Origin of the sequence: Streptomyces tanashiensis (assembly GCF_014648895.1) — a bacterium.
GTDB classification, from domain to species: domain Bacteria; phylum Actinomycetota; class Actinomycetes; order Streptomycetales; family Streptomycetaceae; genus Streptomyces; species Streptomyces tanashiensis.
Genome location: NZ_BMRZ01000015.1, coordinates 87859 through 107689 on the forward strand (window position 1 = coordinate 87859; position 19831 = coordinate 107689).

At 73.5% G+C, this 19831-nt stretch carries 17 protein-coding genes; 10 read left to right on the forward strand and 7 right to left on the reverse strand.

The annotated features are described in order from the left end of the window. Positions 1–112: 112 nt before the first annotated feature. Entirely contained in the window at positions 113–3646 is a 3534-nt protein-coding gene (mfd, locus tag IE237_RS31715; RefSeq protein WP_189805586.1) for a transcription-repair coupling factor, read from the forward strand. Positions 3647–3698: 52 nt separating this feature from the next. Here the strand turns inward: mfd and IE237_RS31720 are convergent, their stop codons facing one another. Then, positions 3699–4967: an SGNH/GDSL hydrolase family protein gene (locus IE237_RS31720; protein WP_189805587.1), complete on the reverse strand. Its 1269-nt coding sequence runs from the start codon at positions 4965–4967 to the stop codon at positions 3699–3701. Positions 4968–4995: 28 nt separating this feature from the next. After that, positions 4996–5574, reverse strand: coding sequence for a TetR/AcrR family transcriptional regulator (locus IE237_RS31725; RefSeq protein WP_189805588.1), 579 nt, complete (start codon positions 5572–5574; stop codon positions 4996–4998). A 119-nt stretch (positions 5575–5693) separates the two neighbouring features. On the opposite strand from IE237_RS31725, the gene IE237_RS31730 reads away from it, so the two are divergent. From IE237_RS31730 to IE237_RS31740, 3 genes are all read left to right on the forward strand, one after another. Beyond that, entirely contained in the window at positions 5694–6533 is an 840-nt protein-coding gene (locus IE237_RS31730; protein ID WP_189805673.1) for an SCO6745 family protein, read from the forward strand. Positions 6534–6626: 93 nt separating this feature from the next. Further along, entirely contained in the window at positions 6627–7313 is a 687-nt protein-coding gene (locus tag IE237_RS31735; protein WP_189805589.1) for an HNH endonuclease family protein, read from the forward strand. Positions 7314–7374: 61 nt separating this feature from the next. Beyond that, positions 7375–8121: an N-acetyltransferase gene (locus IE237_RS31740; protein WP_189805590.1), complete on the forward strand. Its 747-nt coding sequence runs from the start codon at positions 7375–7377 to the stop codon at positions 8119–8121. Between the two features lie 79 nt (positions 8122–8200). On the opposite strand, the gene IE237_RS31745 is transcribed toward IE237_RS31740, so the two are convergent. Together IE237_RS31745 and IE237_RS31750 are read right to left on the reverse strand one after the other, a co-directional pair. Further along, entirely contained in the window at positions 8201–8947 is a 747-nt protein-coding gene (locus tag IE237_RS31745; RefSeq protein ID WP_189805591.1) for a hypothetical protein, read from the reverse strand. A 77-nt stretch (positions 8948–9024) separates the two neighbouring features. Beyond that, positions 9025–9828 (reverse strand): DUF4190 domain-containing protein, encoded by an 804-nt coding sequence (locus IE237_RS31750; RefSeq protein ID WP_189805592.1) that lies wholly within the window; start codon positions 9826–9828, stop codon positions 9025–9027. Positions 9829–10204: 376 nt separating this feature from the next. On the opposite strand from IE237_RS31750, the gene IE237_RS31755 reads away from it, so the two are divergent. The 4 genes from IE237_RS31755 to IE237_RS31770 all read left to right on the forward strand — a co-directional run bounded on the left by IE237_RS31755 (position 10205) and on the right by IE237_RS31770 (position 15062). Continuing rightward, positions 10205–12262, forward strand: coding sequence for an N-6 DNA methylase (locus IE237_RS31755; protein ID WP_189805674.1), 2058 nt, complete (start codon positions 10205–10207; stop codon positions 12260–12262). 109 nt (positions 12263–12371) lie between these two features. Next, on the forward strand, positions 12372–12944 hold the full coding sequence (locus IE237_RS31760) for a hypothetical protein (RefSeq protein ID WP_189805593.1): 573 nt from the start codon (positions 12372–12374) through the stop codon (positions 12942–12944). Next, positions 12941–14521 carry a serine/threonine-protein kinase gene (locus tag IE237_RS31765; RefSeq protein WP_189805594.1) on the forward strand — a complete coding sequence of 527 codons (1581 nt, stop codon included), beginning with the start codon at positions 12941–12943 and terminating at the stop codon, positions 14519–14521. The genes IE237_RS31760 and IE237_RS31765 overlap by 4 nt, the downstream gene beginning before the upstream one ends. 157 nt (positions 14522–14678) lie before the next feature. Beyond that, complete coding sequence (locus IE237_RS31770) at positions 14679–15062, forward strand: LppU/SCO3897 family protein (protein WP_189805595.1); 384 nt, start codon at positions 14679–14681, stop codon at positions 15060–15062. A 69-nt stretch (positions 15063–15131) separates the two neighbouring features. Here IE237_RS31770 and IE237_RS31775 read toward each other — a convergent pair whose 3' ends face one another. From IE237_RS31775 to IE237_RS31785, 3 genes are all read right to left on the reverse strand, one after another. Next, positions 15132–15470 (reverse strand): hypothetical protein, encoded by a 339-nt coding sequence (locus tag IE237_RS31775; RefSeq protein ID WP_189805683.1) that lies wholly within the window; start codon positions 15468–15470, stop codon positions 15132–15134. Continuing rightward, entirely contained in the window at positions 15467–16108 is a 642-nt protein-coding gene (locus IE237_RS31780) for an RNA polymerase sigma factor (protein ID WP_189805596.1), read from the reverse strand. Before IE237_RS31780 ends, IE237_RS31775 begins: the two co-directional genes overlap by 4 nt. Positions 16109–16185: 77 nt before the next feature. After that, positions 16186–16617, reverse strand: coding sequence for a hypothetical protein (locus tag IE237_RS31785; protein ID WP_189805597.1), 432 nt, complete (start codon positions 16615–16617; stop codon positions 16186–16188). Between the two features lie 278 nt (positions 16618–16895). Between IE237_RS31785 and helR the strand changes: the two genes are divergently transcribed. After that, positions 16896–19070 (forward strand): RNA polymerase recycling motor ATPase HelR, encoded by a 2175-nt coding sequence (gene helR, locus IE237_RS31790; RefSeq protein WP_229843027.1) that lies wholly within the window; start codon positions 16896–16898, stop codon positions 19068–19070. A 56-nt stretch (positions 19071–19126) separates the two neighbouring features. Then, positions 19127–19561: a VOC family protein gene (locus IE237_RS31795; RefSeq protein ID WP_189805599.1), complete on the forward strand. Its 435-nt coding sequence runs from the start codon at positions 19127–19129 to the stop codon at positions 19559–19561. Positions 19562–19831 lie beyond the last annotated feature (270 nt).

The window sequence follows — 19831 nt, forward strand, 5'->3', positions numbered from 1 at the left end:
GTAGGCTGGGGGACGCACCCGGCCCACGCGGCCGGGACCACCCGGCCCGTGAGACGTGTCGGGCTGTTCGCGTTGCCCGCCCCCGTCGTACGAACCCGGGATGGAAGCCCCCATGAGCCTGCACGGTCTGCTCGATGTCGTCGTCAAGGACGCCGCCCTCGCCGAGGCGGTGAAGGCCGCCGGTGACGGGAACCGCCCGCACGTGGACCTGGTCGGACCGGCGGCCGCGCGGCCGTTCGCCGTGGCCGCGCTCGCCCGGGACTCGGGGCGGCCGGTGCTCGCGGTGACCGCGACCGGCCGGGAGGCCGAGGACCTGGCCGCCGCGCTGCGGTCGCTCCTGGACCCGGACACGGTCGCCGAGTACCCCTCCTGGGAGACCCTGCCGCACGAGCGGCTCTCGCCCCGGTCCGACACCGTCGGCCGCCGGCTCGCCGTGCTGCGGCGGCTGGCGCACCCCAGGGACGACGATCCCGCCGCCGGTCCCGTCAGCGTGGTCGTCGCGCCCATCCGTTCCGTGCTCCAGCCGCAGGTCAAGGGCCTCGGGGACCTGGAGCCCGTGGCGTTGAGGAGCGGGCAGACCGCCGACCTGAACGAGGTCGTCGAGGGCCTCGCGGCCGCCGCGTACTCCCGGGTGGAGCTGGTCGAGAAGCGCGGTGAGTTCGCGGTGCGCGGCGGCATCCTGGACGTCTTCCCGCCGACCGAGGAGCACCCGCTCCGGATCGAGTTCTGGGGCGACGACGTCGAGGAGATCCGGTACTTCAAGGTCGCCGACCAGCGGTCCCTGGAGGTCGCCGAGCACGGTCTGTGGGCGCCGCCCTGCCGTGAGCTGCTGCTGACCGACGAGGTGCGGGAGCGGGCGGCGGCGCTCGCGGAGGAGCACCCGGAGCTGGGCGAGCTGCTCAACAAGATCGCCGAGGGGATCGCGGTGGAGGGCATGGAGTCCCTCGCGCCGGTCCTCGTCGACGACATGGAGCTGCTGCTCGACGTGCTGCCCGAGGGCGCCATGGCCGTCGTCTGCGACCCCGAGCGGGTGCGGACCCGGGCCGCCGATCTGGTGGCCACCAGTCAGGAGTTCCTGCAGGCCTCCTGGGCCGCCACGGCCGGCGGCGGCGAGGCTCCGATCGACGTCGGCGCGGCCTCGCTGTGGGGGATCGCGGACGTGCGGGACCGGGCGCGCGAGCTGGGCATGGCCTGGTGGTCGGTGTCGCCGTTCGCGGCGGACGCGGCCGACGCCGACGGGGACACCCTGACGCTCGGCATGCGGGCCCCGGAGTCGTACCGCGGCGACACGGCCCGGGCGCTCGCCGACACCAAGGGCTGGCTGGCCGACGGCTGGCGGACGGTGTACGTGACGGAGGCCCACGGCCCGGCGTCCCGTACGGTCGAGGTCCTCGGCGGCGAGGGCATCGCCGCCCGCCTCGACGCGGACCTGGCGGAGATCTCCCCGTCCGTGGTGCACGTGTCGACCGGTTCCATCGACTACGGCTTCGTCGATCCGGCGCTCCGGCTGGCCGTGCTCACGGAGACCGACCTGTCCGGCCAGAAGGCGGCGGGCAAGGACGGCCAGCGGATGCCGGCCAAGCGCCGCAAGACGATCGACCCGCTGACGCTGGAGGTCGGCGACTACATCGTGCACGAGCAGCACGGTGTCGGCCGGTACGTCGAGATGGTCCAGCGGACCGTGCAGGGCGCGACCCGCGAGTACCTCCTCGTGGAGTACGCGCCGGCGAAGCGCGGCCAGCCCGGTGACCGGCTGTACATCCCGACCGACCAGCTGGAGCAGGTCACGAAGTACGTGGGCGGCGAGGCGCCGACCCTGCACCGGCTCGGCGGCGCGGACTGGACGAAGACGAAGCAGCGGGCGAAGAAGGCCGTCAAGGAGATCGCGGCCGACCTGATCAAGCTGTACTCGGCCCGGATGGCGGCTCCCGGTCACGCCTTCGGCCCGGACACGCCGTGGCAGCGGGAGCTGGAGGACGCCTTCCCGTACGCGGAGACGCCCGATCAGCTGTCCACCATCGCCGAGGTGAAGGAGGACATGGAGAAGACGGTTCCGATGGACCGTCTGATCTGCGGCGACGTCGGTTACGGCAAGACGGAGATCGCGGTGCGGGCGGCCTTCAAGGCCGTGCAGGACGGCAAGCAGGTCGCGGTCCTGGTGCCGACGACGCTGCTCGTGCAGCAGCATTTCGGCACGTTCGGCGAGCGGTACTCGCAGTTCCCGGTGAAGGTGCGGGCGCTGTCCCGGTTCCAGACGGAGACCGAGTCGAAGGCGACCCTGGAGGGGCTGCGGGAGGGCTCGGTCGACGTCGTCATCGGCACCCACCGCCTCTTCTCCTCGGAGACGAAGTTCAAGGACCTGGGTCTGGTCATCGTCGACGAGGAGCAGCGCTTCGGCGTCGAGCACAAGGAGCAGCTGAAGAAGCTCCGGGCGAACGTCGACGTCCTGACGATGTCGGCCACCCCGATTCCGCGAACCCTGGAGATGGCGGTGACGGGCATCCGCGAGATGTCGACGATCACCACGCCGCCGGAGGAGCGGCACCCGGTCCTCACCTTCGTCGGTCCGTACGAGGAGAAGCAGATCGGCGCCGCGATCCGGCGTGAACTCCTGCGCGAGGGGCAGGTCTTCTACATCCACAACCGGGTGGACTCGATCGACCGGGCCGCCGCCCGGCTCCGTGAGATCGTCCCGGAGGCGCGGATCGCCACGGCCCACGGGCAGATGAGCGAGAGCGCCCTGGAGCAGGTCGTGGTCGACTTCTGGGAGAAGAAGTTCGACGTGCTGGTGTCGACGACGATCGTCGAGTCCGGCATCGACATCTCCAACGCGAACACCCTGATCGTCGAGCGGGGCGACAACTTCGGCCTGAGCCAGCTCCACCAGCTGCGCGGCCGTGTCGGACGAGGGAGGGAGCGCGGTTACGCGTACTTCCTCTACCCGCCGGAGAAGCCGCTCACGGAGACCGCGCACGAGCGGCTCGCGACGATCGCCCAGCACACCGAGATGGGCGCCGGCATGTACGTCGCGATGAAGGACCTGGAGATCCGCGGCGCGGGCAATCTGCTCGGCGGCGAGCAGTCCGGGCACATCGCGGGCGTCGGCTTCGACCTGTACGTGCGGATGGTCGGCGAGGCCGTCGCCGACTACCGGGCGCAGATGGAGGGCGGTGTCGAGGAGGAGGCCCCGCTGGAGGTGAAGATCGAGCTCCCGGTCGACGCCCACATGCCGCACGACTACGCGCCGGGGGAGCGGCTGCGGCTCCAGGCCTACCGTTCGATCGCCTCCGCGAACTCGGAGGAGGACATCAGGGCGGTGCGCGAGGAGCTCACCGACCGCTACGGCAAGCTTCCCGAGCCGGTGGAGAACCTGCTGCTGGTCGCGGGCCTGCGGATGCTGGCGCGGGCGTGCGGGGTCGGCGAGATCGTCCTCCAGGGCTCCAACATCCGCTTCGCGCCGGTGGAGCTGCGGGAGTCGCAGGAGCTGAGGCTGAAGCGCCTCCACCCGCGCTCGGTGATCAAGCCGGCGGTCCACCAGATCCTGGTGCCGCGCCCGACGAGCGGCAAGATCGGCGGGAAGCCGGTGGTGGGTCGTGAACTCCTCGCGTGGACGGGTGAGTTCCTGACGACGATCCTCGGGGGCTGAGGACGGGGACGTGGTGCGGCGCCCCCGCCGAGGGGGTGCCGCACCACGGGTCCTACAGCGCGTCGAGGTCGAGGGCCTCGGCCATCGCGGTGTAGCCCGCGTCGTTCGGGTGGAGGCCGTCGCCCGAGTCGTACGCGCGGAGGATGCGGTCCGGGTCGGACGGGTCGGCGACGGCGCGGTCGAAGTCGACGACGGCGTCGTAGGCGCCCGAGGTGCGGATCCAGTGGTTGACGGCTTCCCGCTTGGCCTCGTTGACGGGGGTGTCGTAGAAGGAGCCCTTGATGGGGGTGAGGGTGGCGCCGACGACCTTGAGGCCCTTGGCGTGGGCCTCGCGGATCAGGGTGCGGTGGCCGGCTATCAGCTTCTCGGCGGAGACCTCGGGGGTGGGGCCGCCGGGGAAGGACGGGCCGCTGCCGCCGATGTCGTTGATGCCTTCGAGGATGACGACGGTCCGTACGCCGGGCTCGGTGAGGACGTCCTTGCGGAAGCGGCTGAGGGCCTTCTCGCCCGCCCAGGTGGTGTCGTTGACGACCTCGTTGCCGCCGATGCCGTGGTTGAGGACGGCGCGGGGCCGGCCGGAGGCGGCGAGCCGTTCGGCGAGTTCGTCGGGGTAGCGGTGGTCGGTGTCCGCCGTGGAGCCGACGCCGTCGGTGATGGAGTCGCCGAAGGTGACGACGCCGTCGCGGCGGGCGGTGTCGCGGCCGCCGGTGACCTCGACGCCGGAGAGGAAGTACCAGGAGGTGCTGGTCTCCTGGAAGGCGGTGCCGGAGAGGTCGGCGCGGTGGTCGCCGCGGGCGAGGTAGCTGGTGGCCGAGGCGAAGGAGTGGAAGGTCGCGGGGCCGGTCGGGTCCGCGAGGTAGAGGGTGACGGTCAGCGACTCGAAGGCCTCGACGGGGAGGTTCACGGCGTCGCTGTGGAGGGTCTCGCCGGCGGGGATGGTCACGGACGGCCGGTGGCCGAAGCGGAGGGTGCGCACGGAGCCGGGTTCGACGGCGCCTCCGCCGGCGGTACGGGCGACGGTGGCGCCGGTGATGCGCAGCGGTCCGGTGCCGTAACGGTTCGTCAGCTCGATCCGGGCCCGGGTGCCGGCGGCGGTGACGCGGACGACCTGGCGGACCGTGTGGTTGTCGAAGCCCTGCTGGGACCAGTTGGGGCCGAGCGGCGCGGCGGCCGACTGCGGGGAGGCGGCCCAGGCGCCGCGCCAGGCGGGCCCCTTGGGGCCGTGGTGGCCGCTGTCGGCGAGCGCGGCGGGGGTTAAGGCGAGGGCGGCGGTGGTGAGCAGGGCCAGGGCGGAGCGGCGGAGGGTGTTCGTGGTTCGCATGCCTTCGTCAATTACGGGCTGACGCGGGCTATTCCCCTTCCGTGGTGAGTTGTTGGGAGAACAGCAGGCCGGTGAGGGAGCGGAAGTACTCCTCAGGGTCCCGGTCGCCCAGCGCCCCGTCCACGTTGTGGGTGAGGAGCAGGGTCGCGAAGCCGTGGGCGAGCGACCAGGCGGCGATGCCGGCCGTACGGGCGTCGGGGACGTCCCGCAGGTCGGCGACGCCCGCGCGGAGTTCGGCGGAGGCGCGCTCCTTCGCGGCGAGGAGGTCCGGGTCGTCGGCGCGCAGGAGCTCCGGCTGGAACATGACCTGGAAGTGGGCCGGGTGTTCCACGGCGAAGCGGACGTACCGCACTCCGCGTTCGCGGAGCCGGGCCGTCCCGGCGAGGTCGGCGGCGAGGAGTGCGTAGCCCTGGGCGGCGATCGCGGTGAGCAGGCCCGTGCGGTCCTTGAAGTGGTGGGCGGGGGCGGCGTGCGAGACGCCCGCGCGGCGGGCGAGGTCGCGCAGGCTGAGCGCCCCGGGGCCGTCGGTGGCGATCACGTCGAGTGCGGCGGCGAGGACGGCCTGCCGCAGCTCGCCGTGGTGGTAGGTGCTCCGGCTCGTCGTCATGGCAGCAGCCTAGCCGTCATCTAGTCATTGACAAGTTTCCGTTCCGGCGTGCAATCTTGTCACTGGCAAGATGTGGATGGGTGAGGGAGGACGCCGTGGACACCGCTCGCGTACGCCAGATGTGGCACCTGCTCGAACCCCTGCACGCCCTGCTCTACTACGCCCCCGAGGCCTTCGACGAGGCCGCCGCCCTCGGGTACGACACCAGCGAGCGCTGGCCCTCCTACTTCGCCTGGCGTGCCGCACCCCTCGGCGCCGCCGGCCCGGTCCGGGTCGCCTCCGCCTTCTACAGCTTCAGCCCGGCGATGGTCTCCCGGTACGTCCCCGCCGCCCGGGGGACCGCCGCCCCGGCCGACGTCCTCGCCGCCCGGCTCCGCGCCGTCGACCGCGCCTACCGGTCCGTCCTCGGCGAGGAGACCGTCACGGGCCCCGCGCTCGCCGAGGCCGCCGTGCTCGCCCGCCGCGCCGCCGGGGAGGCCCGGACCGAGGGCCGGCCGCTCGCCGCCGCCAACGCCGAACTCCCCTGGCCCGAGGCCCCGCACCTCGTCCTCTGGCAGGCCGCGACGATCCTGCGCGAGCACCGCGGCGACGGCCACCTCGCCGCGCTCCTCGCCGCCGGTCTCGACCCGGCCGAGGCGCTCGTCTCCTTCGCCGCGATCGGCGCCGCCCCCGAGCCCGTCTTCGGGAGCCGCGGCTGGACGGCGGCGGAATGGGCCGCCGCCCGCGCCCGCCTGACCGCCCGCGGCCTCCTGGACGCGGAGGGCGCGCCCACCGACGCCGGGCGCGCCCTCCGCGCCGAGGTCGAGCGGCACACCGACGAACTCGCCGCCGCTCCCTGGGCCGCCCTCGGCCCCGAGGACACCGCCCGGCTCGCCGAACTCCTCGGCGGCCCCTGGCTCGCCGTCATCGGCTCCGGCCTCCTCCCCGCCGACAACACCCTGGGCATCGGCAAGGTGTGACGCCCCGGCAGGAAGGCCGCCGGGGCCTTCGGCCCGTCCGATTCGGGACCATCGGTACGAAGGCGGCATAACCGCCCGGCCTAGGATTCCAGGGTGCTGACGTACCGAAGGACCCTCGCCGCCTCGACGCTCGCCGTCGCCGTGCTCACCGCCACCGCCTGCACCCCCGGGACCGACGCCCCGGGGGGCGGGGGCGGGACGGGCGGGAAGCCCGCCGCCCGCGGTACGGCGCTCGCCGCCGTGGACACCCTCACCGTCAAGGGCCGCGCACCGAAGACCGGTTACGAGCGGGAGAAGTTCGGCCGCGCCTGGGTGGACGTCGACGGCAACGGCTGCGGCACCCGGGACGACATACTCAAGCGCGACCTGACCGGCGTCCGCTTCGCGGACGGCCACTGCAAGGTCGCCTCCGGCACCCTCACCGACGACCCGTACACCGGCACCACAGTCCGCTACGTCCGGGGCCGCTCCAAGGTCGACATCGACCATGTCGTCGCGCTCTCCGACGCCTGGCAGAAGGGGGCGCAGAAGTGGGACGGCGAGACCCGGCGCCGCTTCGCCAACGACCCGCTCAACCTCCTGGCCGTCGACTCCGCTACCAACCGCCGCAAGTCCGACGGCGACGCCGCGACCTGGCTGCCGCCGAACCGGGCCTACCGCTGCACCTATGTGGCCCGGCAGATCGCGGTGAAGAAGAAGTACGGGGTGTGGGTGACGGCGGGGGAGCGGGACGCGATGAAGCGGGTCCTGGGCGCCTGCCCGCAGCAGAAGCTTCCGTAGCGCCGGGGCCGGGGCGAAAAAACGTTTGGGCGATCGGGTGAACGATCTTTAACCTGACCGCATGGACCTGAACATCACCACCCTCGCCGAACGACCCGAGCTCGAAGGGGCGATGTGGTCCATGAAGGACCTGTGGCCCGAGTTCATGATGTACGACCCGGTCGGCTGGGCCAACATGGGCCGGATCGTCCGGGAGTTCCCGGAGTTCGTGCTCGTCGCCACCGACGCCGGGGGCGCGGTCGTCGCCCGCGGCTTCAGCGTGCCCTTCCGGCTCGACGTCGAGGGCCGCCGCGAGCTGCCCGCCCGCGGCTGGGACGAGGTCCTCAACTGGGCCTTCTCCGACCTGCGGCACGGCCGGGAGGCCGACATCGCGAGCGCGATCGAGATCACGGTCGACATCGAGCACCTCGGCAAGGGCCTCTCGCACCGGATGCTCGCCGCCATGCGGGAGAACGCCGGAAAGCGCGGCTTCGCCGAGCTGGTCGCCCCGGTCCGCCCCAACGGCAAGCACCTGGAGGCCGCGGCCTCCATCCACGAGTACGCCTTCCGTACGCGGGAGGCCGACGGCCTGCCGCAGGACCCGTGGCTCCGCGTCCACGTGCGCGCGGGCGGCGTGATCGAGGCGGTGGCCCCGGCCTCGATGACCGTCTCCGGCTCCGTCGAGCAGTGGCGCGAGTGGACCGGTCTGCCCTTCGACACGGACGGCCCGGTCGAGGTCGAGGGCGCGCTGGTCCCGGTCCACTGCGAGGCCTCGCGCGGCTACGCGGTCTATGTCGAGCCCAACGTATGGGTCCGTCACCGCACCTGACGCACCGGTGAGCGCAGCCGTGAGGGGGGGGCCGTCACGGGGGTGCGGCCCCCCTCGCGCGTGTCGCCGCCGCCGGCGGTCAGCCGACGTCGAGGACGTCCTTCGCCGCCGGGGCCTTCGCCACGACCGGCTTGCCGTACTTGGAGAAGGTGATCGTCCCCGGCTCCTCGCCGCCCTTGGTGACGATCTTCAGCACGTACGGAGTGCCTTCCGTGGCCACGTAGACCGTGTTGGTCTCGCCGTCGTCGCCCGGCTCCGTCAGGGCCAGGGCCTTCTGCCCGCCGACGGTGGTCTCCGCGCCCCTGACGATGCCGCTCGCACCCGGCTCGAACCCGTCCAGGAGCTCCTTGAGGTCGCAGAGCTCCAGCATGCCCTTGGAGTCGGGATCGTCCATGGACGACTTCACCCAGCGGCCCCCGGCCTCCTTGACGACGGCGTCCTGTGCCTCCGGGCCGTCCTCCTTGACCTGCTCGCGCAGGAAGGCCTCGTCGAAGCGCAGGTAGACGTTCTTGTCGTCGGTCTTGAGCAGTTCGGCCGTGCCGATCGCGCCCAGGGTCATCGTGCCCGTGCACCGTCCCCGGGTGTCGAGGGACAGATAGGCCTTGAGCGGTTCGACGGCTCCCCGCGTGTCGACGTCCACGGCCAGGGACTTCGCGGTCCTCGTCGCCGCGAAGGCCTTGTCGACGATCTGTGAACCGGTCAGCCCCGGGAAGGGGCCGGCCGGCGCCGCGTCGTCCGCGAGCGGACCGCAGGCGGCGGTCCCGAGGGCGGCGGCGCACAGGACGGCCGCGAGGGCGGTGCGGCGGGGGCGGGGGGCGGACTGCATGGTGATGGTCTCCGAGAGGTCGTACGGGGGAGGGGCCCCGAAGGGCCCCGGCCTTGTGGTGCCTTGTCCGGCCCGGGTCAGCCGACCTTCAGCTCCCACTGGGAGGCGTCGTAGGTGAAGCCCGGGTTGACCTCGACGGTCAGGTCCTTGGCGTCCTTCGGCGCGTCGAACGCGACCGTGACGGTGGCCTTCTTGCCGGGCATGACGGTGCCCTCGAAGCCCGCGCCGACCTTGCCGTCGAAGATCTGCTCGGCCGTGACTCCGTTCGTGCCGGCCGTGGCGCTGAAGGACACGAGGGCGGTGTCGAACTTCTCCTTGCCGCCGTTCTCGATGACGACGGTCACCTGGTACGCCTTGTTGCCCTTGGTGTGGCCCACCGCGTACTCGCCCGGGGTGAACGGCTTCGGGTCCGAGACCGTGACCTTGAGGTCGTCGTCGTAGACCACGCTGTCGCCGTCCTCCAGGCCCTGGCCCTTCTGGTCGGCCTTGCCGGCGTCGCCCGCCGGGGCCTTGCTCGACGGAGCGGCGCTCGGGTCCTTCGGGGCCGTGTCCTTGATGGACTTGTCGATCTCGTCGACCGCGTCGCTGACGGCCGTGACCGTGATGACCAGGCCGACGACCGAGAGGACCAGGGACGCGAGGCCCAGGATCGCGCCGGTGAGCGCCACTCCCTTGTTGTTCGCCTCGCCGCGCTTCACGCGTCCCTTGCCGACGAGGCCCAGGATCAGGGCGATCAGGCCGAGGATGCCCGCCAGCCAGAAGAAGAGCGGGATCAGCCCGGACAGCGTGCCGATGATGCCGAGGATCAGGGCCGCGGTGCCCAGACCGTTGCGCATGACCTGCGGGGCGGCGGCAGGCGGGACCTGGGTGTCGTACGACATGGGTGTGTCCTCCCGGACGGAGACGATGTCTGGTGCGATGGGTCAATCACAGCAGAGCCTGTGAACCGAGTCAACACGGTTCACGGAAAATGGATCGACTCACACTGTGAAGTGGTGCGGCACGCGTTCGTCGCTAGGATTGGTGTCACAGCCAGAGGGCGAGCCAGGGGAGTTGGGTCACGTGCCGGAGAACGCGGCGGAGACGGGTGCGGAGCAGCCGGGTGGTGCGGCGGAGAAGCGCGCCGGGGCGGAGACCGACGCCGGGGCGAAGACCGACGCCGGGGCGGAAGCGACCGGCGGGGCGGAAGTGACCGGCGGGACGGAAGTGGCCGGTGCGGCGGAAGCGGCCGGCGTGGGGGAGGCCGGTGTCGCCGAGGTGACCGCCGCCGGGATCGCCCGGCTCGCCGGGGTCGGCCGGGCCGCCGTCAGCAACTGGCGCCGTCGCCACCCCGACTTCCCCAAGCCCGTCGGCGGCACCGAGACCAGCCCGTCCTTCGCCCTCGCCGACGTCGAGCGGTGGCTCCGGGCCCAGGGCAAGCTGGCCGAGGTCCCGCTCAAGGAGCGGGTCTGGCAGCAGATCGCGGGCCACCCGGCCGGCGCCGTCACCGCCCTCGTCCACGCGGGCTGCGCCCTCCTCCTCGTACGCGACCGGTCCGCGGCCTGGCCCGCGCTGGCCGAACTCCCCGACGAGCGGCTCGCGGAGGTCCTGCCCGTCGCCCTGGAGGAGACGCTCACCGAGCGGCTCGGCCCCGAGCGGGCCGTCCTCACCCCCACCGCCGCCGCGCTCGCCGCCTCCGTCCCGCTCCTGCGCGGGGCCGCCGAGCTCGCCGCCGGGACCGGGGTCCGCCCGGCCTTCGAGTTCCTCCTCGGCCGCCACCTCGACGCCAACCCGCGGCAGTACACGCTCACCCCGCCCGGCCCCGCCGCCCTCATGGCGGCGCTCGCGGCGACCCCGACGACGGGCCGCGGCGGCGTCCCGCTCACCGTCCTCGACCCCGCCTCCGGGACCGGCGGCCTGCTGAGCGCGGTCGAGCAGCCCGGCGCCGTCTGCGGCCAGGACGCCGACCCCGACCTCGCCGCGCTCACCGCCCTGCGCCTGGCGCTCGCCGGCGACGCCGACATCCGCGTCCGGTCCGGCGACAGCCTGCGCGCCGACGCCTTCCCGGCGCTCGCGGCGGACGCGGTCCTCTGCCATCCGCCGTTCAACGAGCGGAACTGGGGGCACGACGAGCTGGCCTACGACCCGCGCTGGGAGTACGGCTTCCCGGCCCGCACGGAGTCCGAACTCGCCTGGGTCCAGCACGCCCTGGCCCGCCTCCGCCCCGGCGGCACCGCCGTCCTCCTCATGCCGCCCGCCGCCGCCTCCCGCCGCTCCGGCCGCCGCATCCGCGCCGACCTGCTCCGCCGGGGCGCCCTGCGCGCGGTCGTCGCCCTCCCGGCCGGCGCCGCGCCGCCGTACGGCATCCCGCTCCACCTCTGGGTGCTGCGCCGGCCCGTCCAGGGCGAGCGCCACGCCGCCGAACTCCTCCTCGTCGACGCCGCGTCCGAGCACACGGGGCCGGGCCGGGAGGGCCGCGACCGGCTCGACTGGCCGGCCGTCCACTCCGCCGTACTGGACGCCTGGACGCCCTTCGACCGGGACGGGACCCTCGCCGGGACCCCCGGCGCGAGCCGCTCCGTGCCGGTCATCGAGCTCCTCGACGACGACGTCGACCTCGCCCCCGCCCGGCACCTCCCGCCGCCCGCCGCCGCCGAGGGCGCGGTCCAGCTGGCCGGAGTGCGCGAGCGGCTGACCGAGACGCTGCGCAGGACCCGTGAACTGACCCCGCCGCCCGTGACCGACCCGGCCTCCGGCGGCGCCGGGCTCGGCCGGCCCACCACCACCGTCGGCGAACTCGCCCGCGCCGGAGCGCTCGCCCTGCGCTCGGGCGGCGCGGGCACCGCCCCCGCCTCCGCCCCGGTCGCCGTCCTCACCGACCACGACGTGCTGGCCGCCCAGCCGCCCTCCGGGGCGCTGCCCGACGGTCCTCCCGAGGAGCCGGTCCTCCTCGCGGCCGGGGACGTCGTCGTCCCGGTCCTCGGCGGCGGCGCGGCCGTCCGTGTCGTCGACGCCTCCGCCGAGGGCGCCGCCCTCGGCCGCAACCTCCAGCTGCTCCGCCCCGATCCGGCGGCGCTCGACCCCTGGTTCCTGGCCGGCTTCCTCCGGGCCACCGCCAACACCCGGCAGGCCAGCAGCTACGCCTCCACCGCGACCCGGCTCGACGTGCGCCGCCTCCAGCTGCCGCGCCTGCCCCTGGCCGAACAGCGGCGGTTCGGGGAGCGGTTCAGGGCGCTCGCCGAGTTCGAGGAGTCGCTGCGCCTGACCGCCCGCCTCGGCGACCAGCTGGTCCAGGGTCTGTACGACGGCCTGGCGGACGGCACGGTCGCTCCGTAGGGCCCGCTCGCGATCGGTTCGGCAACGGTTCCGGGTATCCCGGAACCGTTGTCCGCGGGGGTGTATACGCTCGTCTCCGCACCCGATCCGTCCGAGCAGGAGCAGCAGGATGTACGGCCCGCCGCAGGCCCCGCAGGTTCCCCAGCCGCCGAAGAGCCCCGTCTCCGGCGGCCGGATCGCGCTGCTCGTCCTCTTCTCCGCCCTCGCGTTGCTGAGCTGCGGCTTCCTGGCCTGGGCGCCGATGCTGCGGCTCGCGGTCGTCACGCGCAGGGCGCTGGACTGGGTGCTGTTCGGCGCGACGTTCCTGCTGTCGGCGGGCCTCTTCACGTACGCGGGCGTCACCGGCGACGAGGAGCCCACCACCGCCGAGTCCTTCATCGGCGTCGGTGTCATCGTGCTCCTGGTGGCGGGCTCGATCTCGTACTACCTGGTGACGGAGATCCGGCACCTGGACCGGAGCGGCGCGGCTCCCGCGTACCGTCCGGCGGGTTACGACCACGGCACCGCCGTCACGGTCCCGAGCGCGGTCCCGAACCCGAACCCGTACGCCCGCCCGGTCGTTCCGCAGCCGCCGACCGCGCCCGGACCCCGGATCGACCAGGTCCGCGCCGAGCTCGACGAGCTGAGCGACCTGCTCAGGAAGGACACCGGGAACACCGGCGAAGGCGAAGGCGGCAGGTGAACGGGCGGGTCATCGGAGGGCGTTACGAGCTCTCCACCGTCATCGGCCAGGGCGGGATGGGCCAGGTCTGGACGGCGTACGACGGACGCCTCGACCGCCGGGTCGCGGTGAAGCTGCTCCGGCCCGCCACGATGACAGGCCCCGCCACCGCCGCCGAGGAGCTGCGGCGCCGCTTCGTGCGGGAGTGCCGGGTCACCGCGCAGGTCGACCACCCCGGCCTGGTGACCGTGCACGACGCGGGCAGCGACGGCGACGACCTCTACCTCGTCATGCAGTACGTGGAGGGCGCGGACCTCGCCGACCATCTCGCCGAGCACGACCCGTACCCCTGGGAGTGGGCGGTCAGCGTCGCCGCGCAGCTCTGCGCGGTGCTCGCCGCCGTGCACGCGGTGCCGATCGTGCACCGCGACCTCAAGCCGCGGAACGTGATGATCCGCCCGGACGGAGCGCTGACCGTCCTCGACCTGGGCGTCGCCTCCGTCCTGGACACGGACACCACCCGGCTCACCCAGACCGGTTCGCCCATCGGCAGCCCGGCGTACATGGCGCCGGAGCAGGCCATGGGCGGCGCCGTCGGCCCGTCCACCGACCTGTACGCGCTGGGTGTCCTGCTCCACGAACTCCTCAGCGGGAACGTGCCCTTCGCCGGATCCACCGCGCTCGGCGTGCTGCACCGCCATCTGTACGAGCCGCCCGCGCCCCTGCGGCAGCTGCGGCCCGAGGTCCCTGAGGCCCTCGAAGCGCTGGTCCTGCGGCTGCTCGCCAAGGACCCGCAGGCGCGGCCGTCCGGTGCGCACGAGGTGTACGAGCACCTGCTGCCGCTGCTCCCCGCGCGCGGCGCCCCGGCGGGGCCGATGGACCCGACGCGGCCGTTCCTGCGCCCGCACGCGCCCTGGCCGGACCGTGCGACACCGCGGGCCGCGCACGTCCCGCCGGTCCCGCCGGTCCCTCCGGTTCCCCCGGCCCGGGGGGCCGATCCCCGTACCGACCCCCGGGTGTACGCGCACGAGGCGCCGCCCGCGCGCCCCGACGTCGCCGCGGCCGTCGACGAGGTGAAGCGGCTGCTCGGGGAGGGCTCGCTCACGCAGGCCGTGGACCTGCTGGGCAGCATCCTGCCCGCCGCGGCGGCCGAGCACGGCGAGCGGTCGCCTGTTGTCCGCATCCTGCGCAAGCAGTACGCGTCGACGCTGATGGACGACGGCCAGTACCGGCGCGCGCTGCCGGAGCTCCGCCGGCTCGCGGAGGACCGCGGCGCGGAGGCGGGCCAGGCGGACCCTCAGTTCCTGCAGTTCCGCTACGACGCGGCCCTGTGCCTGGAGCAGGTGGGGGAGACGGCCGCCGCGCTCGCGGAGTTCCGCGCGGTCCTGCCGTACTACGAGCGGGACCTGGCGCGGGCCTTCGACATCCGGCAGCGGATCGGGCTGCTGCTCCTGGCGGCGGGCGAGCACGCGGCCGGGCAGGACGAGCTCCAGCGGCTGCTGTTCGACGCGGAGCGCGCGTACGGCCCGTATCACCCGCTTCCGGTGGACCTGCGCAGGGCGCTCGACCACCAGCGGCAGATGGGGCCGCGGCCCTGAGAGGCGCCCTGGGGGCTTACGCGTCCGTGACCTTGACGGGGTGACAGGGTCACGACTCGGCAACTGATCACCTAGTGGATCTTCATGATCCTTTTTGACCGTTTTGGCGCATGTAACGTTCGCGTCTGATCATGTCCGCGTCCCCAAGGAATCCCACATGACGACGCCGTCCGCTCCCCTGACTCCCGAGCAGCAGCCCGCCGCCCCCGCCAAGAAGGGTGGCGCCCTCCTCAAGAAGGTCGGCGGCATCGTCGTCGCGATCATCGTCGCCGTCGCGGTGAAGGTCGGCCTCCCGCACCTCACGGGCGACGCGGTGGTGCACGCCGAGGCCGGCGAGTGCGTCACGGTCACCGGTCCCGACAACGAGCCGAAGGTGGACACCGCGGACTGCTCCTCCGGCAAGGCCGACCTCTTCAAGGTGGTCAAGGTCGTCGACGACACCTTCGACGTCGAGAAGTGCGCTGACGCGGGTGAGATGGCGCTCGCGCAGCAGCTGAACTCGGACAAGTTCGTCCTCTGCCTCGACAAGGTCGCCAAGTAGAGACCCCAGCACCGCGAGAAGGGCCGGAACCCCGACGGGTTCCGGCCCTTCCCCATGTCCTGCTCCGCCCTACGGCGACCCCACCGGCCGGGGTGCCGAGACGGACGGGGCGGCCGGCGGGGCCGGGGCCGGGGTGGGCACCGCGGGTGCGCCGGTGTGCGCGGGGCTCGGGCTACGGGCGGGCAGCACCGGATCCGGGGTCGCCGTGCCGCCCGGGAGCAGCGTGAGGACGCACACGGCGGCCACGGCGGCGGCCGCCCCGAGCACCGCGAACGCGACCGCGCGGACCCGGTGCGTCCCCCAGCGGCGCCCCTGCGGAGGGGCGTCGCGGCGCAGGTCGCGGTAGGTGACGAGGGCGGCGCGCGCGGCGAGCGCGGCGCGCAGCCGCTCCTCGACGGGGGAGGTCATCGATCCGCCTCCGCTCTCTTCTCCAGTTTCCGCTCCAGGGCGTCCAGGGCGCGGCTCGCGGTGGACTTCACCGTGCCGCGCGAGAGGCCGAGTGTCTGGGCGATCTGCGCCTCCGTCAGCTCCGACCAGTAGCGCAGCACGAGCACCTCGCGCTGCCGGCGCGTCAGCTCCGCCAGCGCGTCGAGCACATGTCGGTGCTCCTCGGCGAGCAGCAGCCCCTCGTCGACGGGCGCGCCGGAGCCCGGGTGGGGCGGGGTGTACGCGCGCGCGGTACGGCGTCGGCGCAGCACGGAGCGGGCCGCGTTGACGACGGCGGTGTGCAGGTACGCCCCGGGGTCCTGGAGCCCGTCGAGGGAGGTGCCGTAGGCGCGGCAGACGGCGGCGAACGCGTCCTGCACGACGTCCTCGGCGGTCGGCAGGTCGTCCACGAGGAAGAGCGCGAGCCGCACCATGTCGAGCCGCCGCGCGCGGTAGAGCTCGGTGAGGGTGGGCGTGGGCCCGTCGTCGTACGGGGTGGCGACGGCGCGCAGATGCCGCTCCCGTACCGGCGCGCGCTCGTCCCGGGCCGCACGGGACACGCGCGCGAGCAGCCGGGACCACCAGGGCGGTGCCGCGGTCGGGGGAAGGGCGTACGACATGGGCCTCGATCCGTCGGGGTCGGGGGGGGCCGGCGGGCGGGCCCGGGGGAACGGACCCGCCCGCCGGCCCGGCGCCGCTACTTGCCGGGCGCGATCACACGGGGCGCGTCACCGGCGGGTGCGGGGACGGGGGCGGGTGCGGGCTTCGGCGCGGTGACGACCTTCGGCGCGGCGGGTGCGGGCCGCGGCGCGGCGGGCGCCGGCTCGGGCGCGCCGGCCTTCGGCGCGGCGGGTGCCGGAACCGGCTTCGGAGCCGCGGCCGGCTTCGACGCGGGCGCGGGCTTCGGCGCGGTGACGACCTTCGGCGCGGGTGCGGGCGTCGGCGCGTTCACGGCCTTCGGCGCGGCCGGGGCGGCGGGCGCGGCCTCCGGGGCGACGGGGGCCGGCTTCGGGCCCGAGTCGGCGAAGGCCTGCGCGGCGAAGCCGCCGCCGAGGAGCAGCGCCGCACCGGCGACGACGCCCAGGAGCCGGGGACGGGGGCGGTGGTTCCGCCTGGCGTGGCTGGACATGGGGATTCTCCCGAGGAAGTGTCGGAACACGGTCTGGAACATCAGCTGAAGGGCGCCTTCAACCCACCAGACGTGCGGCACCGCCCGAGGTTGCGGCTCGCGTCCGAGAAATTTCCCCCGAGACGGACGAGAAGGGGGAGGCGGGGGAGGCGGGCAGAGCCCGGGAGAGGGATCGAGAGGGAAGTACGCACCTCTCGCACTCTCAACGTATAGCGCACAGGGGGGCTTGCGGCAAGGCCCCCTCCGTGGCGCAGAATCACTCCTCGAAACCCCAGACGATGCGAAAACGGGAGCTTTACGACGTGACGTCCCTTATTGCCGGTGTGTTCGACCTCTCCGGCAACCTCTCTCCCAAGGCGGACCCGGCGCTCATCGCCGCGGACGAGCGGCACTTCGCCGACATCGCCCGGTGCGTCGACGAGACGATCGCCGAACTGTCCGAGCGGCTCGACGCCGAGCGGAGGGCGCCCGGCGGCGTCGGCCGGGAGGCGATGGACCGGGACGCGGAGATCCACCGCCTGAGCGGCCGCCTGCGGACGCTGCGCCGCTTCGGCCTGGACCTGTGCCTGGGACGCGTGGTCGGTACGGACGACCCCGAGCCCGTGTACATCGGACGGCTCGGCCTCACCGACAGCACCGGCCGCCGGCTGCTCATCGACTGGCGTTCCCCGGCGGCGGAACCGTTCTTCGCGGCGACGCACGCCCGGCCGATGGGTCTGGCGAGCCGCCGCCGCTACCGCTGGTCCGGCGGCCGGATCACCGACTACTGGGACGAGGTGTTCACCGCCGAGGGCCTGGAAGGGCATGCGGCGCTCGACGACCAGTCCGCGTTCATCGCCAGCCTGGGCGGCAACCGCTCGCCCCGGATGCGGGACGTGCTCGCGACGATCCAGTCCGACCAGGACGCCATCATCCGCGCGGGTTCACGCGGGGCCCTCGTCGTCGACGGCGGCCCGGGTACGGGAAAGACGGTCGTCGCGCTGCACCGCACGGCGCACCTCCTCTACTCCGACCCGAGGCTCGGGCACCGCCGGGGCGGCGTGCTGTTCGTCGGCCCGCACCAGCCCTACCTGAACTACGTCGCCGACGTCCTGCCCAGCCTGGGCGAGGAGGGCGTACGGACCTGCACCGTGCGGGACCTGGTCGCCGAGGGCGCGAAGGCGCCGGCGGAGGCCGACCCGGAGGTGGCCCGCCTGAAGTCCTCTGCGGACATGGTGAAGGCGATCGAGAAGGCCGTGGCGTTCTACGAGGAGCCGCCGACCGAGGGGATGACCGTCTCCACGCACTGGACGGACCTCCGGCTGACCGCCGCCGACTGGGCGGAGGCCTTCGACGCGGTGGAGCCGGGCACCCCGCACAACGAGGGGCGCGACCAGGTCTGGGAGCACCTGGTGTCGATCCTCTTCGACAAGTACGACGGCGAGGAGATCCCGGAGGAGCAGTTCCGGAAGTCGCTGCGCCAGGACCGTGAGCTGACCGGGGCCCTCAACAGCGCGTGGCCGATGCTGGAGGCCGCCGATCTCGTCGGTGACCTGTGGACGGTCCCCGCGTACCTGCGGATGTGCGCGCCCTGGCTCACCCCCGACGAGGTGAGGACGCTGCGCCGCGCGGACGCCCAGGCGTGGACGGTCTCGGACCTGCCGCTCCTGGACGCGGCCCGGCAGCGGCTCGGCGACCCGGAGACCGCCCGGCTCAAGCTCCGGCGCAAGGCCACCGTCGCCGCCGAGCGCGAGCGCATGGCGGGCGTCATCGACAGCATCGTCGCGGCCGACGCGGACGGCGAGGGCGCGGTCACGATGCTGCGCGGCAAGGACCTCCAGGACAGCCTGATCGACGAGAGCGCCCTGCCGACCGCCGAACTTGAGCCGCTGGACGGTCCGTTCGCGCACATCGTGGTGGACGAGGCGCAGGAGCTGACCGACGCCGAGTGGCAGATGCTGCTGCTGCGCTGCCCGTCGCGCAGCTTCACGATCGTCGGCGACCGCGCCCAGGCCCGGAACGGCTTCACCGAGTCGTGGCGGGAGCGCCTGGAGCGGGTCGGGTTCGACCGGATCGACATGACGTCCCTGAGCATCAACTACCGCACGCCGGAAGAGGTCATGGCGGAGGCCGAGCCGGTCATCCGCGCCGCGCTGCCCGACGCGAACGTGCCGACGTCCATCCGCGGCAACGGGATCCCGGTCGTCCACGCCCCGGTGGCGGAGCTGGAGGAGATCCTCGACGGCTGGCTCGCCGCGAACGCCGAGGGCGTCGCGTGCGTCATCGGCGCGCCCGCCTTCCGCGAGCGCCCCCGCGTCCGCTCGCTCACCCCGTCCCTGTCGAAGGGGCTGGAGTTCGACCTGGTGATCCTGGTCGACCCGGACTCCTTCGGCGAGGGCGTCGGGGGCGCGGTCGACCGCTATGTGGCGATGACCCGCGCGACGCAGCGCCTGGTGGTCCTGGAGAGCGTCTGAATTGCCGTCCCTGAAAAGGGAATGATCGCCGTCGGGCCCCTTGCTACGGTGGCCCGATGGCTGCGATCAAGGAAATCCAGGTCACCCTCGACTGCGCGGAGCCCGGGCGCCTCGCCGAGTTCTGGTGCGAGGTGCTGGGGTACGTCGTTCCGCCCGTCCCGGAGGGCTTCGCCACCTGGGCGGAGTACCACCGCTCGCTGCCGGCCGAGGAGCGGCCCGTCTACTTCGCGTGCTCCGACCCCACGGGCGCCGGCCCGCGCGTGCTGTTCCAGCGAGTCCCCGAGGGCAAGGCCGTCAAGAACCGGGTCCACCTCGACGTGCGCGCCGGCAAGGGCCTCGTGGGCGACGAGCGCCTCGCCGTCCTGGAGGCCGAGTGCGAGCGCCTGGTCGCGCTGGGCGCGACGCACCTGAAGACGCTGTACGCCGACGGGGAGAACGAGTCCTGCATCAACATGCAGGACATCGAGGGCAACGAGTTCTGCCTCGACTGAGCGCCTGACGACGTACGAAGCGGCCTCCGCCCCTGACGGGCGGAGGCCGCTTCCGCGTACGACCGGATCGGGCGGATCCACGACCTGGCGGGTCCCGACGTCCCTGAAAGTACCGGGGGAAAGTACCCACCACACCCCACCTGCTCTGAGTGGTCACAGCTGAGGAGGGGGTCACCCACACGAGGGAAGTCTGCCAACTGGACTGGATTCCAGGCCGGTTGCCTGGCATATGCTCCGGCTCGACAGACCAGAAAATGCTCGGCCCCCGGC